We start from the raw sequence: 18,946 nt of genomic DNA on the forward strand, positions 1-18,946 counted from the left end.
AGAGGGGAGGTGGTCCCGGGTACGTCACGAGCCGGGTCGCCAGTCCGAGCCGTCCCCGTCGGTGACACTCGCGTCCGCCATGTCGGCGGTGTTCGGCATCGCCCACGTGGAGCCGAGGTCGTGGATCTTCTGCCGGATCGCGGACTGCTCGGTCTCGATCGTGTTGACGTGCGACTCCAACGCCATGACCGTCGCGGCGATAACGCCGATCGTCGCGGCCACCGTTCCGACGATGAACGCGATCGCCGCGGGGATGCCCACGAGCGTGCACGCGGCGGCCACCGCGGCGACGATGCCGACGACCAGGCCGGCGAGCGCGAAGCCCATCGCCATCCAGAACATGTCGATCGAGTTCGCCAGGCTGTTCAGGGACGAACGCAGTTGTCCGGCGATGTCCTTCACCGAGTTCAGCCCGGCCGCCTGTGGTGGCACCGTCGCCTGGTAGGCGCGGGCCGCGCGACCTTCCCACTCGATCGTGGTGCGGAGCTTGTCCAACCCGATCGTGCCCGCGATGTCGCCGAGTGCGTTGCCGACCTGCGACACCCACTGCTCGCCGACGTTCTTAAGGCGGTCCGAGTCACCGGGCTGCTCCCACAACAGCTTGACGCGGTCCCACAACTCGCGCAGCTTCTCGTTGAGCAGCTGCATGCCGCGGATAATGGGGTCGACGAGGTACTCCAGCGGCGCGGGAACCCAGCTCATGACGCTGTTGACCTGGTCGAAGAACCTCGTGGCGTTCTGGTCGATCTCCTGCGACTTGCGGTGCGCCTCCTGCACGAGCGGGTTCATCGGCCACCGCCGTCGGTGTGGATGTTGTTCATGGCGTGCCGGTTCGCTTCCTCTTCGGCTTCATAGGTGTTCGCCGCCGCCTGGAGGGTTTCGCTGAGGCTGCCGAACGCCTGGGTCGCCTGGGCAAGCATGTCCTCCAAGGCCAGGCGAGCGTCGTTGTACGTGCGGTCCAAGCCGCGGTCGACCGCCCACAGCGACAGGTCGGCGCCGGTCAGAACCAGACCACCGATCGCGGAGCGCGGGCCGTCGAGGTTGTCGGCTGCGGTCGCCCACGCGGTGGCGTCGGACCGCATCGCTTCGAGAGCTACGGAGACATCGGTCATGGCAGCAACCCCACTCGGCGCAGCAGTGTGTCGGGATCACTCACCAGCGCGGTGAGTTCGGTGATGGCGGGGCTCTGCGGACCCTGCGCCAGGTCGGCGGGAACGTTCTGGGCGCGCAGGTTCCGCAGCACTTCCAGGAACTCCTGCTGCATCTCCGTCACGCGAGCCGAATGCGTCCAGGCGGGATCGATCTCCAGGTTGAGGACCTGTCCCCGGTGGATCGTGCCGCGGACGTGTCCACCCCGGCTCTCCACCGTCAACGGACGGTCCACGGCCTCGGTCATCCGCTGCGTGAACTCGGCCAAGTCGGCGCTGACGGCGGCCATCAACCGCAACGCCTGCTCGGGCGTGATGCGTTCGTGGGACTGAGGTGGCGGCATCTCGCGCTGTGGCGCGGTTTCGGCCGGCCGCTCGACCTGCTTGGCCAACGCCGACATGGCGGCCGCGTTCGCGGCTTGGGTGACCGCCGAGCCCAGGACACGAGGGTCGACCGACTGCCGCCACTGCGCTGCGATGGTGACCGACTGGACCTCCGCCTCGTCGTTCACCGCCACGGTGACCACGCCATCCGGGTCGCGTCCCGCCAGGAGGTCCTGTCGCCTGTCCGGTTGCTCCGTTGACCGCGGTGGTGACCGGTCCTCCTCGTCGCCGTCCTCGAAGCCGAATCTGAATTCGCCGCTCACGTCTCCCCTTGCGGTCGGTGATCAGATGGTTTCGCAAAGTAGCGCGCATCGTGGGGAGCCGGTAGGCAATCAGCGGCAATTCCGGACAGGTTTCCCGTTCTCCACCTGTTCGGATGAGCGGCTCCAGCACACGCCCACCTGGTCACCGCGGTGCGGTCACTCCGGCTGCGGCCCTAGGCTGAACCGGTGACGCCCGAGAAGCCCGTCGAGGGCATGACGATGGCGGAACTCCTGACCAACCAGATCGATCAGAAGTCCGGCGACGGTCAGCGAGCCGAGGCCCTGTCGGTCGACGCGAGCAGCTCCGACACGGCGTGAACGAGTCGGGGCTGGTCGGCCGGGCTCAGCGTGGCCCACTCCCGGCCGTCATTGGAAGGGCGGCGGGTGAACTGCCACCGCCCCTCGGCGCTGTCGTAGAAGGACACCGCGTACGGGCCGCGTCGTCGCGGTCCCGACCGACCGTGCCGCACGGACCGCGAGGCCGTGCCGAACTGGCCCATGCGCGTCACGCCGCCGAGCACCTGGGAGACCTTCTGCGCGTCGGCACGGGCGAGCCCGCTCTCCCGCAGCGCGTTCTCCATCCGTGACACCGACTGCCCGGCCACCGCGGCCCGGTCGAGGTCGGCGGCCGGCACGCTGACCGACCGCGAGCGCGGCGTCGGGTGCGGGGGCAGCAGGCCCACAACCGAGGCGACCAGCGCTGTCTCGTCGATGCCGGCGAGGCTGAGCCCGTCGGCGGTGAGGACTGCCAGCACGGCTCGACTGGACCTGGCGGCGGCGACCGCGCGCACCCTCGGACCCCCGTCCAGGCGCAAGCGCGCGTCGACCTCGCGCTCGGGGTGGGCCAGCAACGCCAGCCAGTCGGCGAGGCGCGCGTCGAGCGCGCCCCGTGCGGCCAGACCGCGCGCCTCCAACTCACGCCACGCGCCCTGGAAGAGCGCCCGGCGTTCGTCCAAGGTGCCGCCGTGGGACGGGATGGACAGGATCGTGGGGTAGTCGCCCGGCCTCAGGTGGTCCCAGCACAGCTCGAACTCCAACCGGGACAGCGTGACCGTCACCGGTCGTCTTCCCCGATCACCGGCGGTGCGACCCGGGGGATGCTGTCCGCGCCCCAGACGTCGTCCAGTTCCTCGAGGTACGGCGCGGTCCGGTGATCGAGGTCGTCCTCGCCCTTGGCGGCCTGCGGGGTGGCCGCCAGGCCGGCCGCGGGCGGAGGACTGCCCGCCGTGGCGCGGGCGGCGGCGGCGTTCGTGCGGCTCGACCGGGTGTCGTCGCCGACTCCGGTCGACCCGCCGGACCCGGGTGGTGTGGCGGTGACGCCGCCTCCGGGTACGCCGGGGGACAACGGTTTCGTCCCCCTCCCGCCCGCTCCGCGTGCCATGCCGCCCATCACGCCGCTCCCCGCTTTCTCCGACGAGCCACCGGGGCGGCCGGTCGGCGTGTGGGTCGGCAGGCGGGTCGCGGGTGGCCGGTTTCCCGGTGGGGCAATGCCGACCGGTGCGGTGGCCGGGGGAGCGGGCGCGTGCTGTGGCAGCGTGGCCTGACCTGGCGGCAACCGCGAAAGGGCTTCCTGTGGCGTCGTCGCGGCGGATGTGGCGGTCCGGCCGACCTCGCGCCCCTCGGTCACCGCACCACCCGAGGGCTCGACCGACCCCGGCGCTTCCCCCTCGGACGTCGTCGGACGTTCCTGTCTGGCTGTCCCGGTCGTCTCGACCCCGTGCCGCTCGACTGCGGGCGGCTCCACCATCTGCGTGGTCACCGACGGCGGCGGCACGAACTCGCCGAGGGAATCCACCGCAGCCGACGCCCGTTCGCGGTAGCCGATCATCACCGCTACGGCCAAGCGCTTGGCCTCCTGCGCCTGCGCCTCCTGGAGGTCCTGGTCGGTCTGGCCACCGACGAGGTGCGTGAAACCGGCGGGGATGCCCCACAAGTCGTCATTGGCGGTCGAGGTCACCTTCACCGGTTCCGGCATCTCGCCTTTCGCGTCCACATAGGACAAGGCTTGTGCCTCGAACGAAGCCCGGGTCACCGTGGCGGCGGTGCACGCGTCCTCGGCCCACTGCACCAAGGGCGCATTACTACTGGTGAACCGTTCGCCCGCCGCACCCTGCCACACCGCGCCGGATCGGCGGATCGTGGTCTCCAGCTCGACGCGAGCGGTCCGCATCACGTCGAGGAACTTGGCCCATGCGTCGTCGACGGCCTGGGCCGCCGAGTACCCGGGACCACCGTGGATCTTGTCGTACAGCTGTCGGTGTGACTGCGCGTCGAAGTTGTGGTTCCCGATGCTGCGGCCTGTCCGGTGTCTGCCTGAGTCGTGCTCCGAAGTCGCCATTGCCGCCCCCTCACTTCAGCAGGTTCTCCATCGCCGCCTCGACCACCTCGCGCGCTCCGGCGCAAGGTGCGGGGAAGCGGTCCTCGTACGTGGGCAGTACGGAGAACGTCGCGGCCAGGTACTGCCCCTCAGCGGTGTCGACCATGACGTCACAGCGGCCTTCGTCCTTCGGCAGGGTCACCGTGATGGCGGGGAAACCGAGCACCGGATCGGTCACGGCCGCCTGTCCGGTCCGCTCGCCGTCGGTCCACGCGGAGATGCCCTCGGTGGTCACGGGAACGAGATGGCTGCTGGCTCCGATGACCGTCCACGAGCAACCCTTGGCCCGGTAGAAGTCGCTGTCCACGACACGGCCCGCCCGGTCGATCTTCAGGACGGGCAGTTGCTCGGCGGTGAGCAGACCGCAGGGATCCGTGCCGCCGAGTTCGACCTCGCGCGGACGGTCGGGAGGCGGCGTCGAAGACGGTGAAGTGCCGGGGAACGAGCCTGCTCCACTCGCCGAACGCGGAGTGCCGGCCGTGGTGTTGCACCCGGCGACGAGGATGACAACCGCTGTCGCGCAGAGGACGGGGTGGGGTTTCGCTGTCCGGAGACTCATCGGTCGCCGACCTCGCGGAGCTTCCGGATCACGTCGGTGTTGCCGTCCTCGACGAGACCGTAAGTCTTCGCCGCGGCCATGAGTTGCTCGATGTTGGCGTTCAACTCGCCGAGAAACCTCTCCGTGACGTCGAGTGCGTGCATCGAGTGGTCGGTGAACACGCCGGCGGCGTCCCCGGAGACTTCGTCATCGGCGAGGGGCCGCCCTCGGAGGGAATTGCCGTGCTCCTGAAGGAAATCCGACACGGAATCGCGCACCCCCTCGTAGCTCGCGATGAGGTCCAGCAGCTTCTCCGGCTCCACCTGCATGCTCGTCAGTTGCGGTGCGGGAGGTCCCGCAGGTTGGCCGACACGCTGATACGGCACGATGTCCGCTCCCCCTTGCGAGAATGGCTCCCGTGTGCGATCCGGGTGTGACTGCGTATGGAGGTTCTCATGTCGGACGACCTCGATGGTCCGCAATTCACGTGCAGCCCACGAATGGCGTACATCGTTGGATTCTTGCGAGCGGGTTCGCCCGTAGGAACCAGATGGCACTAGGCAGAACCGGTGTTCCAGGTGCTTCCGTGCAGGGCAGAACTAGGTCATTTGGGCTGGTGACGCCCGTCTTTCGAGGTTCCACCGCGAGTGGATCCGGTATCCCGTCGGACGTTTGCGATCTTCAGGGCGACGCTTCGAACGAGTGAATCGGAACCGTCAGGGCCGTGGGTCCATAACGGGTTTACGACGGTATGGTGCACGCTTGTTCGACTATTCGATCCAATATTCCACCTGATTGGGTCCGGTGTCGGGTCGTTACCGATTGGCGCTGTTCACTCGGCGGAGTCGGGCCGTGAGGTGCGGGCGGGCGCGACGTTGGCCGCCTCGGGTGGCGATGGCTTGGGCCAGGGATTCCAGGACCCTGGCCACGCGCGCGGGACGAACGCGTCCGCCGCGTGCTGGAATCGGCCGAGGCTCTCGCGGTTTGGCACTGCTCCGCGCACCGGGCGCAGTGGCGGTGGTGTTCGCGGTAGTCGTCCAGCGGAACGCACTGTGCCCCGGCCGTCGCACGACAGCCGGGGCACAGGGAACTGGGATCAGGCAGGAACGGACGCGACGCCGGGAGCCAGGAAGCGCTTGCCGGTCACCTTCTCCGAGATGCCCGAACGGTCCAGGTACGGGGTGATGCCGCCGAGCCAGAACGGCCAGCCGGCGCCGAGGAGCATGCACAGGTCGATGTCCTGCGCCTCCGCGACCACGCCTTCGTCCAGCATGATCCGGATCTCTTCGGCCATCGCCTCCAGCGCCCGCGCGAAGACCTCTTCACCGGTCAACGGCTTGTCGCCGAACGACCACAGCGCCTGCACCTCGGGGTCGACCGTCTGCTTGCCGGCCGAGTCCCACTGGTAGACGGCGGTCTTGCCGGCCTTCACGAACGCCTTCATGTTCTCCGACACGCCGAACCGGTCCGGGAACGCCCGGTTCATCGTCTCGGCCACGTGCAGCGCCACAGCGGGCCCCACGAGCTGGAGCAGGATCAGGGGCGACATCGGCAGGCCCAGCGGCTCGGTGGCCTTGTCCGCCACCTCGAACTGCGTGCCCTCGTCGATGGACTTCACGACCTCGCCCATGAACCGCGTCAGCAGCCGGTTCACCACGAACGCCGGCGCGTCCTTCACCAGCACCGAGGACTTCTTGAGCTGCTTGCCCACCGCGAACGCCGTCGCCAGCGTCGCGTCGTCGGTGCGCTCGGCCCGCACGATCTCCAGCAGCGGCATGATCGCCACCGGGTTGAAGAAGTGGAAGCCCACGACCCGCTCGGGGTGCTTGAGGCCCGACGCCATCTCGGTGATCGACAGCGACGACGTGTTGGTCGCCAGCACGGCCTCGGCCGACACGTGCTCCTCGACCTCGGCGAACACCTTCTGCTTCACGCCCAGGTCCTCGAACACGGCCTCGATGACGAAGTCCGCGTCCGAGAACGCCGCCTTGTCCAGCGAACCGGACACCAGCGCCTTGAGCCGGTTCGCCTTGTCCGCCGACACGCGCTTCTTGCCGAGCAGCTTGTCGATTTCGCCGTGCACGTACCCGACGCCCTTGTCCACCCGCGCCTGGTCGATGTCGGTGAGCACCACCGGCACCTCGAGCCGCCGCGCGAACAGCAGCGCCATCTGCGACGCCATCAGGCCCGCGCCGACGATGCCGACCTTGGTCACCTTGCGCGCCAACGACTTGTCCGGCGCCCCCGCCGGCCGCTTGGCCCGCTTCTGCACCAGGTTGAACGAGTAGAGCCCGGCCCGCAGCTCGTCGCTCATCACGACGTCCGCCAGTGCCTCGGTCTCCGCCGCGTACCCGGCGTCCAAGTCGTTGGCACGGGCCAACTCCAGCAGCTCAAGAGCCTTCAACGCACCCGGCGCCGCGCCCTTGGTCTTGCCCTCGACGATGGCCCGCGCACGCGCCACAGCCGCGTCCCAGCCGGCACCGCGGTCGATCTCACGACGCGGGGGCACGACGTCGCCGCGCACCACGGAGGCCAGCCACAGCAGCGACTGCTCCAGGTAGTCCGCCGAGTCGAACAGCACGTCCGCGATGCCCAGGTCCAACGCCTGCTTGGGGTTGAGCATCTTGTTCTGGTTCAACGCGTTCTCGAAGATCACGGTGACCGCGTCGTTCGCGCCGATCAGGTTCGGCAGCAGCTGCGTGCCGCCCCAACCGGGGAACAGGCCGAGGAACACCTCGGGCAGCGCGATGGCCGCCGCGTTGGACGCCAGCGTCCGGTAGTGGCACGACAGCGCCAGCTCCAGGCCGCCGCCCATCACCGCGCCGTTGACGAACGCGAAGGTCGGCACGGACGACTCGGTGAACTTGCGGAACACATCGTGCCCGAGCTGTCCGATGGTCAGCGCCTGCTCGCGCGCCGTAGCGCCTTCGACGGCCGTCAGGTCCGCGCCCACGGCGAAGATGAACGGCTTGCCGGTGACCGCGATCGCCGCCGGGGACGCCGCCACGGCCTCGTCGAACGCGGCGTTCAGGCTCACCAGCGACTGCGGGCCGAACGTGGACGGCCGGGTGTGGTCGTGGCCGTTGTCGATGGTGATCAGCGCGACCTCGCCGTCGACACCGGGCACGGAGATCAGCCGGGTGCGGGCGTGGGTCACGACCTCGTCGGGGAAGAGGGCCTTGGCCTCGTCAGCGGTCAACGTGGTCACTTGTTCTCCCCGTTCCACAGCGGGTTCTCCCAGATAACGGTGCCGCCCATGCCGATGCCGATGCACATGGTGGTGATGCCGTAGCGCACGTCGGGGCGCTCGGCGAACTGCCGCGACAGCTGGGTCATCAGCCGCACGCCGGACGACGCGAGCGGGTGGCCGGTGGCGATCGCGCCACCCCACTGGTTGACCCGCGGGTCGTCGTCGGCGATGCCGAAGTGGTCCAGGAAGGCGAGCACCTGCACGGCGAACGCCTCGTTGATCTCGAACAGGCCGATGTCCTCGATGGACAGACCCGCGCGCTTCAGGGCCTTCTCCGTCGCGGGCACCGGGCCGATCCCCATCACGTCGGGCTCGACGCCCAGGAACGAGTAGCCCACCATGCGCATGCCGACCGGCAGGCCCAGCTCGCGGGCGGTCTCCTCCTCGGCCAGGATGCAGCCGGTCGCGCCGTCGTTCAGGCCCGCGGCGTTGCCCGCGGTGACCCGGCCGTGCGGGCGGAACGGCGTCTTCAGCTTGCCCAGGTCCTCGACCGTGGTGCCGGGACGCGGCGGCTCGTCGGCCGTCGCCAGGCCCCAGCCGTGCTCGGTGGACCGGGTCGCGACGGGCACGAGCTCCGGGCCGATCTTGCCGTTCTTCACCGCGTCGGCGTACTTGGCCTGCGACGCCGCCGCGAACGCGTCCGTGCGGTCCTTGGTGATGGCCGGGAACCGGTCGTGCAGGTTCTCCGCCGTCGAGCCCATGACGAGCGCGGACGGGTCCACGATCTTGTCGGACAGGAACCGCGGGTTCGGGTCGACGCCCTCGCCCATCGGGTGCCGGCCCATGTGCTCGACACCGCCCGCGATGACCACGTCGTACGCGCCGAACGCGATGCCGCTGGCCGACGTCGTCACGGCCGTCATCGCGCCCGCGCACATGCGGTCGATGGCGTAGCCGGGCACGGACTTCGGCAGGCCCGCGAGCAGCGCCGCCGTGCGGCCGATGGTCAGGCCCTGATCACCGGTCTGCGTGGTGGCCGCGATCGCCACCTCGTCGATCCGCTCCGGTGGCAGCTCGGGGTGGCGCCGCAGCAGCTCGCGGATGACCTTGACGACCAGGTCGTCGGCACGGGTCTCCGCGAAGATTCCCTTGGGGCCGGCTTTGCCGAACGGCGTGCGCACGCCGTCGACGAAGACCACGTTTCGAACGCGTGCCGGCGCTACTGGTGCGGCCACGGCGTCTCCTCCACTTGTGGTGACGATTCGCCCGAACGGCGGGGCGCGACTCCTACCGATCGGTAACACAACTCTAGCCCCTGTTACTGACCGGTAACCACCGTGCCCGCCCTGTCGGGTCGGTCACAGAACGCGCGGACGGCCAGGAACAGCGCGAAACCGAACGGGGACATGATGATCGTGAACGCCAGCAGCGGGCCCATGAGCAGGGGGTGCAGCCCCAGTCGGCGGCCCTCCCGGTACATCCACGCCCCGATCAGCAGGTCCCACGCGATCACCTGCGCCCAGATCGCCGCGGCGCCCCAGGACGTGGCCAGGAACTCTCTCAGCGTGTCCAGGTTCGGACTGCTCATCGTCGCCCACAACTCCGGCAGGTGCGCGGCGACCAGGATTGTGTAGACGATCAGCGGCGGCACCGCGATCAGTGGCGACGACACGATTCGGGCCGTCACCGACCACTTCGGTGTGAAGATCATCAAAGCCCAGAAGGGCACGGTGAGCCAGAACGTGATCTCGAACAGGAATCCGGTCATGCCCGCATCTCCTCGGTCGTCTCGGTCGTCTCGGTCGTCTTGGTGGTCCCGGCCGTCGTGCCGGGTGTCGCGCGCAGCGCACGCGCGACGACCGCAGCGGTCCACGTGAGCACGGCCAGCGCGCCCAGCGCGGTGAGCAGGTCCGGGCGCAACAGCGGCTGCCCGCGCAGCGCCTGCCACGTCAGCAGCGCCATCAGGCCCGCGTAGCCGATGGCGAGGCCCCAGATGAGCTGCGGCGTGGCGCGCCGGCGGAACAGCATCGCGGCCAACGGGAGGAGTTGGAGCGCGTGGATGCCGATGAAGTGCGGGATCCGCAGGTCGCCGCCCGTGGTGCTCCACCCGGTCACCGGCATCTGCGGTCCGCCGTCGGGCACGCCGACGCTGTGCGCGCCCATGATGCCGCCGCTGCTGTTCTGGCCGGGCGCGGGCGTGGTCATCATGAAGCCGAGCGCGAGGCCGACCAGGGTGATGCCGGTGCCGAGTCGGATCGCGAGACCGGTGGCGCGCTCCGCGAACCTCGTGAACAGCAGTGTGACGGCGATGAGCGCGTGCATGACCCAGACGACGGCGATGGTGACCGCCATGGCGCGCCACAGCAGCTGGTCGAAGGGGGTGGCGACGTTGAAGTGGCTCGCCCTGCCCCGGATCACCTGGCCGACGACGATCGCCATCTCGGCGGCGCTCGCCACCGCGAGCACGGTGCCCGCCCACCAGCCGGTTCGGCGCAACCTGGTGGTGAGGGTGAGCATCCACGCCAAGGTGACGCCGTAGAGGGCGAAGGACACCGCGAACTTGAACGGCTTGAACCAGATCGGGGACCCCGCGACAATCCGGTCGTCGATGATCAGTCCCGCGAGGGACACCGGGATCAGGGTCAGCATGAGCAGGGAGAAGAGCATCAACGGCGGATGTGGGCGAAGGAAGCGGATCACGGTCGGCTCCTCGTACGGATAGCGGCACTTTCCACTATTAGATAGTTACAGTATCCGTACTGAGAGTCGTCTCAGAAAGGGACGCGTGTCGATGCGCATCGCCGAGTTGAGCCGTCGCAGCGGCGTGCCCGTGCCGACGATCAAGTTCTACCTGCGGGAGGGCCTGCTCCCGGCCGGGCAGCTGACCAGCCCCAACCAGGCCCGGTACTCCGACGCGCACCTGCACCGGCTGCGGCTGGTGCGGGCGATGGTCGAGCTGGGCGGGCTGTCGATCGCGGCCGTGCGCGAGGTGCTGGGTGCGTTGGACGACCCGGCCAAGTCCATGCAGAAGGCGTTGGGCACGATCTCCGCCGCCGTCGCGCCGCCGGACTTGGGCACCGAGGACGAGGTGGCGCACCAGCAGGTCGAGGAGTTCCTGGCGCGGCAGGGGTGGGTGTCCCGTCCGGCGTCGTACGCGCACAAGGCATTGGTCGGCGTGCTGGCCACGGCCCGGGAGGTCGGGCACGAGCGGTTCACGGACCTGCTGGACGGGTTCGGACGGGCCGCCATGCCGCTGGCGGAGGCCGATATGGAGTACGTGCTGGCGGCGAAAACCAAGGACGGCGCGCTGGAGGGCGTCGTCGTGGGGACCGTGCTGGGTGACGCGGCGATGGCGGCGGTGCGCGCCATGGCCCGGCGTGAGCTGTCGGGGCGGCTCACGGGCGAGGAGGACGAGCCGCAGCCCTGCTAGGAGCCGGCCGACGCCGACCCGGTCGTTCGAACACCTGACCGCGCGAGTCGAACGTCCAGGCCCCGCGTGTCGAACCCTCAGACCCCGTGAGTCCTACGTTCAGAACGCGCGAGTCGTACCTTCAGGACCACCGTGTCCTACGTTCAGGACCCCCGAATTCAACGCTCAGAACAGCCGATCTTGTACTGAGCGTTGAACTCGGGGGTCGCGAACGTAGGACTCACGGGTCCTGAACGTAGGACTCGCGGGGTCTGGAGGTTCGACACGCGGGGCCTGAGCGTTCGACTCGCGCGGGGGTTAGGGCTCTGGGGCTGGGGTTAGGGCCTTTGACAGGACGTCGGCGGTGAGGGTGATCTGCCAGTTGCGGGCGCCGCCGGCTCGCAAGGTCGCGGCCACGCCCTCGGGCGAGACGTCCTCCGGCGGCTGCCAGCACGTGCGGCGCACGAGGTCAGGCAACAGCAGGTTCTCGACCGGCAGGGTGTTCGCCTCGGCTACCGCCGTCAACGCCGTCCGTGCGGCCGCCAGACGGGCCGCGGCGGCCGGGTCCTTGTCGGCCCACCGGTTGGCGGGCGGAGGACCGTCATGCTGCTGTGAGGGCTCCGGAAGCTCGGACTTGGGCAGTGCCGCGGCGCGTTGCAACGCACCGAGCCACACGCCGACCATGCGCCGTTGCGCCCGACCCCGGAACACCGGCAACGCCGACAGCGTCGCCTCGTCCGCCGGAGCACGCACGGCCGCGTCGACGAGCGCCGCGTCCGGCAGCACCCGGCCCGGCGCGATGTCGCGTTCACGGGCCAGCGCGTCCCGGGCCTCCCACAGCGCCCGCACCGCGGCCAGCTGCCGGGGGTTGCGGATCCGGTGGATGCCCGACGTGCGGCGCCAAGGCTCCACACGTGGACGCGGCAGGGGCGCCAGGCGGGCGGCCTCGAATTCTTCGAGCGCCCACTCCAGCTTCCCCTGCCGCTTCAGCTCCTGTTCGAGCACGTCACGCAGCTCGACCAGCAGTTCCACGTCGAGGGCGGCGTAGTTGAGCCAGTCGGCGGGAAGGGGGCGGCGCGACCAGTCGGCCGCACCGTGCCCCTTCTCCAACCGGTAGCCCAAAAGCCGCTCGACGAGCGTTCCCAGCGCCACCCGTTCGAACCCGGCCAGCCTGCCCGCCAGCTCGGTGTCGAACAACACGCTCGGACGAAGCCCGAGTTCGGCGAGGCACGGCAGGTCTTGCGACGCCGCGTGCAGCACCCACTCGGTCCCGTCCAGCGCCTCGACCAGCGGGTCTATCCGGCCGCCAAGGGCGATCGGATCGACCAGCACGGTCCCGGCGCCCGCCCGGCGCAATTGCACCAGGTAGGCCCGTTGCGAGTAGCGGTATCCCGAGGCTCGCTCGGTGTCCACCGCAACCGGACCCGTCGCTCCGGCGAGCGCATCAGCGGCACGCCGGAGCGACGGTGCGTCGGCGACGACAGGCGGAACGCCGTCAGCGGGTTCCACCAGCGGCACCGGATCAGCACCGGTTGGTTCGGTTGGCTCGTCGGAGGGTACGTCCACGGCGGAAGACCCTACGACGAACGCACCACTCGCGGGTGTGTTCGGCCGGTTCAGTGTGCCGACCTGCTCAGCGGATCACGCCGGCACGCATGGCCAGCGCCACCATCTGAGCCCGATCCCCGGTGCCCAGCTTGCGCCCGATCCGCGACAGGTGAGACTTCACCGTCAGCGCGGAAAGGCTGAGCGCTTCGCCGATTTCCTTGTTGCTCTGGCCATCGGCGACCAGCTGGAGGACCTCGACCTCACGCGCGGACAGTTCCCGCGGCGTGTTGTCGGTGCCCGGCACCCTCGTGCCCGCAGCAAGCACGGGCGCAACGCTCGGATCTGCGTAAACGCCACCATCGAGCACCCTGCGCACCCCGTCGGTGACCACCATCGGAGAGGCGGACTTCAGCAGGTACGCCTGAGCGCCCGCCTGGAAGGCCGACCTGACCGCATAGGGGTCGTCGGAGGACGCGAGCACCACGATGCGGGGCCAGCCCTGGGCACGGAGTTCCGTGACCAGGTCGATGCCGGTGCCATCCGGCAGACCCAGATCGAGGATCGCGAGGTCGCACGGTCCTGTCGCGAGTGCCCGCGCCCGAGCCTCCGCGACCGAAGCCGCCTCATGCACTGTCCCGGCTCCCATCTGGGTGAGCCGAGCCGATATCGCCTCCCTCAGCAGTGGGTGGTCGTCGACCACCAGCACTGAAAAAAGCTCCTCCCGCGGATGCGGGACCATGTTCGCCGGCAACGAGCCGGCTGGCGTGGTACGAACGGCCTGACCTAAGCCGACGGCAGCCACGTCACTACCTCCCTGGAGTCGGTCGTGCCCCCCGACCGGCACCGGGACTTTCGTCCAATCAGCCGCGCCACTGATCGACCGAAAGTGGTGTCGTCTGGGGCAGCGTAGCCGCCCAAGCGGGTCTACGGGACGATCAATCGGGTATCTATCCCGAATGAGTTGTCACTGATCGCTCCTGTTGTCACACGATCGGCTGACAACTCGATAGGGCGGGTAACGCGAGCGGTTCTCACGACGACATCTAGGAGTTGCGGGTGGCGAGCACCACAGGTCGAGCCCGAGCCGAGGAACTGCTGGCCCGAGTGCCCCTGGTCGACGGGCACAACGACCTGCCCTGGGCGCTACGGGATCTGGTCACCGAGGGGCAAATCGGTGAAAAGTCAACACCGGGTGACCTGGCCGCCGCCGTCTCCGTCATCGACCTGACGACGCGGCAGCCGGCGTTGCAGACCGATCTGGTACGGGCGCGCGACGGCCGGTTGGGGATGCAGTTCTGGTCCGTCTGGGTCCCCTGCCGACTGGCGGGCGACGCAGCCGTCACCGCCGTCCTGGAGCAAGTGGAGTTGGTCCACGACCTCGCCGCGCGGTACCCGGAGCACTTGGCGATCGCGACCACGGCGGACGAGGCCGAACGGGCGTTCCGGGACGGGCGGATAGCGTCGCTGATCGGGGCGGAGGGCGGACACAGCATCAACGGCTCGTTGGACGTGCTGCGCGCGCTGCGGCGGCTGGGCGTGCGGTACATGACCCTTACTCACAATGAGAACACCGAGTGGGCCGATTCGGCGACGGACGAGCCGGTGCACGGCGGGCTGTCCGACTTCGGTCGGGACGTGGTGCGCGAGATGAACCGGATCGGGATGCTGGTCGACCTGTCGCACGTGGCGCCGTCGACGATGCGGGACGCGCTGGACGTGTCGTCCCGGCCGGTCGTGTTCAGCCACTCGTCGTGCCGGGCGGTCGCCGACCACCCGCGCAACGTGCCGGACGACGTGCTGGGACGGCTCAGGGACAACGACGGCGTGTGCATGGTGACGTTCGTGCCGCAGTTCGTGTCCCAGCCGTACGTGGAGTGGGATGCCCGGCTCAAATCCGCGATGGACGCGGCGGGGGAGAGCCACAACGACCTGGACGCGCGGCACCGGTTCGCCGACTCGTGGCCGGACGCCGGCCCGACCCCTCGCGTGACGATGGACGACGTGGTCGAGCACCTGGAGCACGCGCGTGAGGTGGCCGGGATCGACCACATCGGGCTGGGTGGGGACTACGACGGGACGCGGAGCCTGCCGGAGGGGATGGAGGACGTGTCCTGCTACCCGAGCCTGATCGGGGCGCTGCTGGACCGGGGTTGGAGCGAGGACGACTGCGCCAAGCTCGCCGGCCGCAACGTCCTCCGCGTCCTCCGCGCCAACGACTGAGTCGTGGCTGATGGATAACCGCGGGTCAGCGGAGGGTGGTCACGCCTACCGGAGGGAGGCCTACGGCGGTGGCCATGACGTCGAAGAACGCGGTGCCGTGGGTGGCCAGTTCGGCGGTCTCGGCGGTCCATGAGGCGCGTAGTTCCAGGTCGTCCGTGCGCGCCGGGCCGGCGATGTCGCCGAAGCGGGCCGACGACGTCTGGGTGACAGTGCCCCCCAGCGCCAGGAACGCGGCCCCGGACACTTCCAGTGCCTCCACCAGCCACGACCAGCCGACCTCGGGCAGCAGCGGGTCGGCGGCCAGTTCCGCGTCCAACTCCACCCGCACGTACGCCACCAGTCGGAACACGCCGGACCAGGCCTCGACCCCCTCGGGATCGTGCAGCAGCACCAGCCGTCCGGTGGACAACTCGTCGGCGGGCCCGGTCACCTCCGCGGTCAACGCGAAGGACCAAGGCGCAAGCCGCTGCGGCGGGCGCACCTCGGTCAACTCCAGTTCGGGTCGGGTTCGCACCGACCGGAGCGTCGCCACCGCCCGCTGGAACAGTTCGGGCTCCGTCACACCACGGACTGTAGGCCCCTAAACCTCGGAACGTGAGCGCGGCACGCCGGACCTCACGACGCCGCTCGTCCAACGCGTGGGACGATGGGAAACGAGATGAACGACATCACCGAAGCCGAAGCCCAAGCCGGAACAGAAGCAGAAGCGCCGCTGCTGGTCGCGGCGCGCGGCGGCCGGCCGTCGCGCACCCCGGTCTGGTTCATGCGCCAGGCGGGCCGCTCCCTCCCGGAGTACCGCAAACTGCGCGAAGGCACCGCGATGCTGGACGCCTGCATGGATCCGGACATGGTCTGCGAGATCACCATGCAGCCCGTCCGCCGCCACGACGTGGACGCCGCGATCCTGTTCTCCGACATCGTCGTGCCGCTCAAGGCCGCCGGTGTCGACCTGGACATCGTGCCCGGCACCGGGCCGGTCGTGGCCAACCCGATCGCCACGGAAGCCGACGTCAAGGCCATCCCCGAGCTGCACGAGGAGCAGGTGCAGCCGGTGGTGGACGCGATCGGCCTGCTGAACAAGGAGCTCGGTGACGTGCCGCTGATCGGCTTCGCCGGCGCGCCGTTCACCCTCGCCTCCTACCTGGTCGAAGGCGGCCCGAGCAAGCACCACGAGCGCACCAAGGCGCTTATGCACGGCAACCCCGACCTGTGGCACGCCCTGCTCGGCCGACTGGCCGACATCACCGCCGAATTCCTGCGCGTGCAGGTCCAGGCGGGCGTGAAGGCGGTGCAGCTGTTCGACTCCTGGGCCGGCGCGCTGTCCGAGCGCGACTACCGCGAGTTCGTGCTGCCGCACTCGACCAGGGTGCTCAGCGGCATCACGGGCGTGCCGCGCATCCACTTCGGCGTCGGCACGGGCGAGCTGCTGCCCGCGATGCGCGAGGCCGGCGCGGACGTGGTGGGCGTCGACTGGCGCACGCCGCTGGACGTCGCCGTCCAACGACTCGAGAACGCCGCGCCCCACCTGCCGAAACCGGTGGTGCAGGGCAACCTCGACCCGGCGCTGCTGTTCGCGGGAGTGCCCGCGTTGGAACGCGAGGTCGCCCGGATCAAGCGCGAGGGCGAGGCCGCCGCCGGCCACATCTTCAACCTCGGTCACGGCGTGCTGCCCGACACCGATCCGGACATGATCACCCGGGCCGTCGAGCTGGTGCACCGGCAGGGATGACGGCACCACGATGAGAGCGCTGCGAGTCGCGGTGGTCGGGGGCGGGATCTCCGGCCTGGCCGCCGCGCACCGGCTGCGTCAACTCCTCGGCCCGTCCGCCGAGATCACCGTGTTCGAGCAGGCCGAGCGGCTGGGCGGCAAGCTGCGCACGGTCGAGGTCGCCGGACGTGCCTACGACGTGGGCGCGGAAGCGTTCCTGCACCGCCGTCCCGAGGCCGCCGACCTGATCGCCGAGGTCGGCCTGGCCGACCAGGTCGCGCACCCGACGAAGGCGTCGTCGAGCATCCACGCCGACGGCGACACCCGGCCCATCCCCTCGCACACCCTGATGGGCGTCCCCGCATCGGTGGAAGCCGTGCGCCAGGTGCTGTCCGGCGAAGGCCTGCGCCGGGTCGCCGCCGAACCCGACCTGCCACCGATCCGGCTGGACGGCGCGGACGTCGCGGTGGGCGCGCTGCTGACCGAACGCTTCGGCCCCGAGGTGGGACAACGCCTGGTGGGGCCGCTGCTGGGCGGCGTGTACGCGGGCCGCACGGACGTCCTCGGCCTGCGCGCGACCATGCCGCAACTGGCCTGCGCGCTCGACTCGGGCGTCGGCTCGCTGATGGCCGCCGCCGCGACCGTGATGCCCGCTCCGCCCCAACCGAGGGCCACCCGACCGCCGGTCTTCGGCACGCTCCGCGACGGCCTGTCGACGCTGGTGACACGCCTCGCCGAGGTGTCGAGGCCGGACATCAGGCTCGGCCTGCCGGTGCGCGCCCTGATCCGCCGGGGGCAGGACTGGCGGCTGGAGATCGGCTCCGCCGCCGCGCCACGGCACCTGGACGTGGACGGCGTGGTGCTCGCGGTGCCCGCGCCCGCGTCCCGCAAACTGCTCGCCGACGTCGTGCCCGCCGCGTCCCGCCGCTACGCCGAGGTGGAGCTGGCGTCGATGGCGCTGGTGGCGCTCGCGCTGCCGCCCGGGACCGAGCTGCCCGACCGTTCCGGCGTGCTGCTGGCGGAGGGTGAGAAGGCGGCGGACGGCGTCCCGTTCACCGCGAAGGCGTTCACCTTCTCCAGCCGCAAGTGGGCGCACCTGGCCGGGGAACCGGTGCTCGTGCGCGGCAGCGTCGGACGGCACGGCGAGACGTACCTGTTGCAGCGCGACGACGAAGACCTGGTCGCAGCGGTCCGGCACGACTTGCACCAGTTGACCGGGATCACGGCCGAGCCCATCGACACCGTCGTGACGCGCTGGGGCGGCGGCCTGCCGCAGTACGGCGTGGGCCACCTCGACCTGGTCAAGGGCATCGAGGACGCGGTCGCGGACGTGCCCGGTCTGGCCGTGGCGGGCGCGACGCTGCACGGCGTCGGCATCCCCGCGTGCATCGCGACGGCGGACGCCGCGGCGGCCCGTGTCGCCGCTCACGTGCTCAGCCGCGTTCGCTGAGTGAGAGGATTGACCGCATGGCCCGCCTGAACTTCAACGAGCTCAACGACACCATCCGCTACACCATGTGGTCGGTCTTCCGGGTGGAGCCCGGTCGCCTGCCCGACGACCGCGGCCCGGCCGCGTCCGAGGCGCAGGAGTACCTGGACGGCCTGGAGTCCAAGGGCGTCGTGGTGCGCGGTGTGTACGACGTGGCGGGCCTGCGGGCGGACGCGGACTACATGATCTGGTGGCACTCCGAGGAGATCGAGCAGGTCCAGCACGCGTACAGCGGGTTCCGCCGCACCGCCGTCGGCCGCGCGTCCACCCCGGTGTGGAGCCAGGTCGCGCTGCACCGGCCCGCCGAGTTCAACCGCAGCCACATCCCGGCGTTCCTGGCGGGCGAGGACCCCCGCAAGTACGTCTGCGTGTACCCGTTCGTGCGGTCCTACGAGTGGTACCTGCTGCCCGAGGAGGACCGCCGCCGCATGCTCGCCGACCACGGCAAGGAGGCGCGGGACTACCCGGACGTGCGGGCGAACACCGTGGCGTCGTTCGCGCTCGGCGACTACGAGTGGATGCTGGCGTTCGAGGCCGACGAGCTGCACCGCATCGTGGACCTGATGCGGCACCTGCGGAACACCGAAGCGCGGCGGCACGTGCGCGAGGAGATCCCGTTCTACACGGGCACCCGCGTGCCGGCCTCCGAACTGGTCACGAACCTGCCGTAGT

Annotated in this window: 20 protein-coding genes; 6 read left to right on the forward strand and 14 right to left on the reverse strand. The window is 70.1% G+C overall.

Annotated features, from left to right (window positions below):
• Positions 1-24: 24 nt before the first annotated feature.
• From F4560_RS42010 to F4560_RS42020, 3 genes are read right to left on the reverse strand one after another with little or no spacing between them, the layout of a single operon-like run.
• Positions 25-789 carry a hypothetical protein gene (locus tag F4560_RS42010; protein ID WP_184928570.1) on the reverse strand — a complete coding sequence of 255 codons (765 nt, stop codon included), beginning with the start codon at positions 787-789 and terminating at the stop codon, positions 25-27.
• The gene (locus F4560_RS42015) at positions 786-1,112 is read right to left on the reverse strand and encodes a hypothetical protein (protein WP_184928571.1); all 327 of its coding nucleotides are present in this window, start codon (positions 1,110-1,112) and stop codon (positions 786-788) included. Before F4560_RS42015 ends, F4560_RS42010 begins: the two co-directional genes overlap by 4 nt.
• Positions 1,109-1,795 (reverse strand): YbaB/EbfC family nucleoid-associated protein, encoded by a 687-nt coding sequence (locus F4560_RS42020; protein ID WP_184928572.1) that lies wholly within the window; start codon positions 1,793-1,795, stop codon positions 1,109-1,111. The genes F4560_RS42015 and F4560_RS42020 overlap by 4 nt, the downstream gene beginning before the upstream one ends.
• Before the next feature lie 186 nt (positions 1,796-1,981).
• Here F4560_RS42020 and F4560_RS45880 point away from each other — a divergent pair, with 186 nt between their 5' ends.
• Positions 1,982-2,113, forward strand: coding sequence for a hypothetical protein (locus tag F4560_RS45880; protein WP_281392002.1), 132 nt, complete (start codon positions 1,982-1,984; stop codon positions 2,111-2,113).
• On the opposite strand, the gene F4560_RS42025 is transcribed toward F4560_RS45880, so the two are convergent.
• The 8 genes from F4560_RS42025 to F4560_RS42060 all read right to left on the reverse strand — a co-directional run bounded on the left by F4560_RS42025 (position 2,062) and on the right by F4560_RS42060 (position 10,600).
• On the reverse strand, positions 2,062-2,853 hold the full coding sequence (locus tag F4560_RS42025; protein WP_184928573.1) for an ESX secretion-associated protein EspG: 792 nt from the start codon (positions 2,851-2,853) through the stop codon (positions 2,062-2,064). The two genes, F4560_RS45880 and F4560_RS42025, sit on opposite strands and share 52 nt — an antisense overlap.
• The gene (locus F4560_RS42030) at positions 2,850-4,133 is read right to left on the reverse strand and encodes a PPE domain-containing protein (protein WP_184928574.1); all 1,284 of its coding nucleotides are present in this window, start codon (positions 4,131-4,133) and stop codon (positions 2,850-2,852) included. The genes F4560_RS42025 and F4560_RS42030 overlap by 4 nt, the downstream gene beginning before the upstream one ends.
• A 10-nt stretch (positions 4,134-4,143) precedes the next feature.
• Positions 4,144-4,731 carry a DUF3558 domain-containing protein gene (locus F4560_RS42035; protein WP_184928575.1) on the reverse strand — a complete coding sequence of 196 codons (588 nt, stop codon included), beginning with the start codon at positions 4,729-4,731 and terminating at the stop codon, positions 4,144-4,146.
• A complete protein-coding gene (locus F4560_RS42040) occupies positions 4,728-5,033 on the reverse strand; it encodes a PE domain-containing protein (RefSeq protein ID WP_184928576.1) in 306 nt (101 codons plus the stop codon). The genes F4560_RS42035 and F4560_RS42040 overlap by 4 nt, the downstream gene beginning before the upstream one ends.
• 773 nt (positions 5,034-5,806) lie before the next feature.
• Entirely contained in the window at positions 5,807-7,918 is a 2,112-nt protein-coding gene (locus F4560_RS42045) for a 3-hydroxyacyl-CoA dehydrogenase NAD-binding domain-containing protein (RefSeq protein WP_184928577.1), read from the reverse strand.
• Entirely contained in the window at positions 7,915-9,135 is a 1,221-nt protein-coding gene (locus F4560_RS42050) for a thiolase family protein (RefSeq protein WP_184928578.1), read from the reverse strand. The genes F4560_RS42045 and F4560_RS42050 overlap by 4 nt, the downstream gene beginning before the upstream one ends.
• A gap of 83 nt (positions 9,136-9,218) precedes the next feature.
• On the reverse strand, positions 9,219-9,668 hold the full coding sequence (locus F4560_RS42055; protein ID WP_184928579.1) for an ABA4-like family protein: 450 nt from the start codon (positions 9,666-9,668) through the stop codon (positions 9,219-9,221).
• On the reverse strand, positions 9,665-10,600 hold the full coding sequence (locus F4560_RS42060; protein WP_184928580.1) for a hypothetical protein: 936 nt from the start codon (positions 10,598-10,600) through the stop codon (positions 9,665-9,667). The genes F4560_RS42055 and F4560_RS42060 overlap by 4 nt, the downstream gene beginning before the upstream one ends.
• Before the next feature lie 91 nt (positions 10,601-10,691).
• Between F4560_RS42060 and F4560_RS42065 the strand changes: the two genes are divergently transcribed.
• Positions 10,692-11,330 (forward strand): MerR family transcriptional regulator, encoded by a 639-nt coding sequence (locus F4560_RS42065; protein ID WP_184928581.1) that lies wholly within the window; start codon positions 10,692-10,694, stop codon positions 11,328-11,330.
• 297 nt (positions 11,331-11,627) lie between these two features.
• Here F4560_RS42065 and F4560_RS42070 read toward each other — a convergent pair whose 3' ends face one another.
• Positions 11,628-12,875, reverse strand: coding sequence for a ribonuclease D (locus tag F4560_RS42070; RefSeq protein WP_184928582.1), 1,248 nt, complete (start codon positions 12,873-12,875; stop codon positions 11,628-11,630).
• Between the two features lie 67 nt (positions 12,876-12,942).
• Positions 12,943-13,659 carry a response regulator gene (locus F4560_RS42075; protein ID WP_015099292.1) on the reverse strand — a complete coding sequence of 239 codons (717 nt, stop codon included), beginning with the start codon at positions 13,657-13,659 and terminating at the stop codon, positions 12,943-12,945.
• A 254-nt stretch (positions 13,660-13,913) separates the two neighbouring features.
• Here F4560_RS42075 and F4560_RS42080 point away from each other — a divergent pair, with 254 nt between their 5' ends.
• Positions 13,914-15,077, forward strand: a complete 1,164-nt coding sequence (locus F4560_RS42080) for a dipeptidase (RefSeq protein ID WP_184928583.1) — start codon at positions 13,914-13,916, stop codon at positions 15,075-15,077.
• 25 nt (positions 15,078-15,102) lie between these two features.
• Here F4560_RS42080 and F4560_RS42085 read toward each other — a convergent pair whose 3' ends face one another.
• Positions 15,103-15,639, reverse strand: coding sequence for a DUF3000 domain-containing protein (locus F4560_RS42085; RefSeq protein WP_184928584.1), 537 nt, complete (start codon positions 15,637-15,639; stop codon positions 15,103-15,105).
• A 96-nt stretch (positions 15,640-15,735) separates the two neighbouring features.
• Here F4560_RS42085 and hemE point away from each other — a divergent pair, with 96 nt between their 5' ends.
• Genes hemE through hemQ form a run of 3 tightly spaced genes read left to right on the forward strand, consistent with a single transcriptional unit; the run spans position 15,736 to position 18,945 of the window.
• Positions 15,736-16,806 carry a uroporphyrinogen decarboxylase gene (hemE, locus tag F4560_RS42090; protein ID WP_184928585.1) on the forward strand — a complete coding sequence of 357 codons (1,071 nt, stop codon included), beginning with the start codon at positions 15,736-15,738 and terminating at the stop codon, positions 16,804-16,806.
• Positions 16,807-16,816: 10 nt separating this feature from the next.
• Entirely contained in the window at positions 16,817-18,235 is a 1,419-nt protein-coding gene (gene hemG, locus F4560_RS42095; RefSeq protein ID WP_184928586.1) for a protoporphyrinogen oxidase, read from the forward strand.
• Between the two features lie 17 nt (positions 18,236-18,252).
• The gene (gene hemQ / locus F4560_RS42100; RefSeq protein ID WP_184928587.1) at positions 18,253-18,945 is read left to right on the forward strand and encodes a hydrogen peroxide-dependent heme synthase; all 693 of its coding nucleotides are present in this window, start codon (positions 18,253-18,255) and stop codon (positions 18,943-18,945) included.
• The last annotated feature ends 1 nt before the right edge of the window (position 18,946 follow it).

Source organism: Saccharothrix ecbatanensis, assembly GCF_014205015.1.
Taxonomy (GTDB): domain Bacteria; phylum Actinomycetota; class Actinomycetes; order Mycobacteriales; family Pseudonocardiaceae; genus Actinosynnema; species Actinosynnema ecbatanense.

What these genes read in the sequence shown, in the direction of transcription:
- F4560_RS42010 (WP_184928570.1), bottom strand. Translation starts at nt 789, where the DNA reads ATGAACCCGCTCGTGCAGGAGGCGCACCGCAAGTCGCAGGAGATCGAC.
- F4560_RS42015 (WP_184928571.1), bottom strand. Translation starts at nt 1,112, where the DNA reads ATGACCGATGTCTCCGTAGCTCTCGAAGCGATGCGGTCCGACGCCACC.
- F4560_RS42030 (WP_184928574.1), bottom strand. Translation starts at nt 4,133, where the DNA reads ATGGCGACTTCGGAGCACGACTCAGGCAGACACCGGACAGGCCGCAGC.
- F4560_RS42035 (WP_184928575.1), bottom strand. Translation starts at nt 4,731, where the DNA reads ATGAGTCTCCGGACAGCGAAACCCCACCCCGTCCTCTGCGCGACAGCG.
- F4560_RS42055 (WP_184928579.1), bottom strand. Translation starts at nt 9,668, where the DNA reads ATGACCGGATTCCTGTTCGAGATCACGTTCTGGCTCACCGTGCCCTTC.
- F4560_RS42065 (WP_184928581.1), top strand. Translation starts at nt 10,692, where the DNA reads ATGCGCATCGCCGAGTTGAGCCGTCGCAGCGGCGTGCCCGTGCCGACG.
- hemE (WP_184928585.1), top strand. Translation starts at nt 15,736, where the DNA reads ATGAACGACATCACCGAAGCCGAAGCCCAAGCCGGAACAGAAGCAGAA.
- hemG (WP_184928586.1), top strand. Translation starts at nt 16,817, where the DNA reads ATGAGAGCGCTGCGAGTCGCGGTGGTCGGGGGCGGGATCTCCGGCCTG.
- hemQ (WP_184928587.1), top strand. Translation starts at nt 18,253, where the DNA reads ATGGCCCGCCTGAACTTCAACGAGCTCAACGACACCATCCGCTACACC.